The organism is Micrococcus sp. ACRRV, assembly GCF_022346985.1.
Taxonomy (GTDB): domain Bacteria; phylum Actinomycetota; class Actinomycetes; order Actinomycetales; family Micrococcaceae; genus Micrococcus; species Micrococcus porci.
Genome location: NZ_JAKRNH010000186.1, coordinates 1 through 1892, shown reverse-complemented (window position 1 = coordinate 1892; position 1892 = coordinate 1). Strand labels below are relative to the sequence as shown.

General features: G+C 79.7%; 2 protein-coding genes. Both read right to left on the bottom strand.

The genetic code is table 11. The features are described 5' to 3' along the window. Positions 1 to 60 precede the first annotated feature (60 nt). Positions 61 to 1029: a DnaJ domain-containing protein gene (locus MHY29_RS12410; RefSeq protein ID WP_224354574.1), complete on the bottom strand. Its 969-nt coding sequence runs from the start codon at positions 1027 to 1029 to the stop codon at positions 61 to 63. Next, positions 1026 to 1859 (bottom strand): pyrimidine reductase family protein, encoded by an 834-nt coding sequence (locus tag MHY29_RS11935; RefSeq protein ID WP_224354575.1) that lies wholly within the window; start codon positions 1857 to 1859, stop codon positions 1026 to 1028. The genes MHY29_RS12410 and MHY29_RS11935 overlap by 4 nt, the downstream gene beginning before the upstream one ends. Positions 1860 to 1892 lie beyond the last annotated feature (33 nt).

The following is a 1892-nucleotide window of genomic DNA, read 5'->3' as shown; positions in this document are numbered from 1 at the left end:
GGACTAGCATGGGCGGGGTCTGCGGCACCCGCCCATGCTAGTCCCGGCGGGTCGGCGCGATCAGTGCAGGTGCCGCACGAGCACGGCCAGCGCGCGCCGGTCGACGACGTCGGGGTCGGGCCCGGAGCCCAGGAACAGCTGGAGCTCCCGCAGCAGGTCCCGGCCCGCGGCGGGCGCGGCCGTGAGCAGGTCCGCCTGCGCCTCGGGGCGGTCGGCGCCGCGCGCCTGCCGGATCACGGGGGAGTGCACGGCGTCGCGGTCCGTCATCACCAGGACGAAGCCGCCCACGGTGACCTGGGGGAGGGCGTGCTGCCAGGCCTGCATGGCAGGGCCGAGCAGCGGGGGCGCCACGGGGCGGCCCCGGGCCCCGGCCCGCAGGTCCGCCCCGTCCCACGTGTAGGTCCCGTCGGGCACCTGGACGGAGCCCACGAGGGCCAGGCGGCGGCCGCAGAGGACCGCGTGGTCCACGTCCAGCCCGCGGCCGAACCGGCCGCCCAGGTGCAGCCCCGTGAGGATCCGCACCGCGGGCAGGACCGGGGGGAGCGTGCGGGCGAGCAGGTCGAGGGTCCGGGCCTGGCGCACCACGCGGTGCTCGTCCGGGAGGATGCCGCGCGGTCGGGGCGCGCCGTGCAGCCGCTGGGAGGAGCGCACCAGGTCCAGCACGGAGGAGTCGTGCTCGCCCTGGCCCGGCGGCGGGTCGTAGACCACGGACCCCGGTGCGGGCCGGTCGCGCTCGCGGACCCCGGCCGGGGGCCAGGCCTGCGCCGCGGAGCGGCCCGCGGACGCCGTCCGTCCGGTGGTCCCGGCCGGCTCGGGAGGAAGGGAGAGGTCGTACCGTCGGCGCGCCTCGGGGTCGCCCAGCTGCTCCCACGCGCGTGTGACGGCCCGGAAGTCGCGGGCGTCGCCTCCGGCGTCGGGGTGGGTGCGGCGGGCCGCGGCGCGCCAGGCGCGGCGGATCCGCTCGGCGTCGGCGTCCCGGGGGACGCCCAGCACCTCGTAGGCGGTGCGGCGGTCCCCGGTCCCGCTCACGGCGCCCCCGGGGCGGGGTCGGCGTCGGCCGGGTCCGCCTCCAGGCCGGGGGCCTCGGCCAGCACGGCCGCGTGGCGCTCGTGGACCAGACGCAGGTAGAGCTCGCCGTCCTCGGTGAGCACGTGGTGGGGGCGCAGGCGGGTGGGCAGGCCGGGCCCGTCACCGCCGGAGAGCACCCGCGGGCCGTCACCGCCGGCGAGCAGCGGGGAGATGGTCAGCAGGAGCTCGTCCACGAGGTCCGCGGCCGCCAGGGTCCCGAACAGGCGGGGGCCGCCCTCGCAGTGCAGCACGCGGTGGCCGCGCGCGGTCAGAGCGTCCACCAGCGCGGGGGCCTCCACGACCTCGGCACCGGAGGCCACGACGTCGGCGCGCGCGGCGAGCGCCTCGGCGCGGTCCGGGCACCGCTCCAGGGCGGTCTGCGTCGTGAGGATCAGCGGCCGCACCGGCGCCTGCCGCAGGAAGTCCCCGTCCGGGTCCAGGCCCAGGGCGCCGCTGACGACGGCGATGCCGGGGTGGGCCGGCAGCCCCGCCTCCTCTCGGCGCGCCCGCGCGGCCGGACCCACGAGCGGCCCCTCGTAGCCCTCGGCCCGCACGGTTCCCGCGCCGACGAGGACGACGTCCGCGTCCGTGCGGGCGAGCGTGAACTGGCGCTGGTCCGCGGGCGAGCCGAGCCCCCCGGCGCGGCCGTCCAGGGTCGCGGCCCCGTCGAGGGAGGAGACGAACACGGCCCGCACCCACGGCCCGGGGACCAGGTCCGGGGCGGGGGCACGGCGCAGGGCGAGCAGGGCGTCGTCGTCGATCTCGGGTCCGGTGGCGGTCAGCAGCCTCACGGGCGGGCCTCCTCGGGGTCGTGGGTGGGGGCG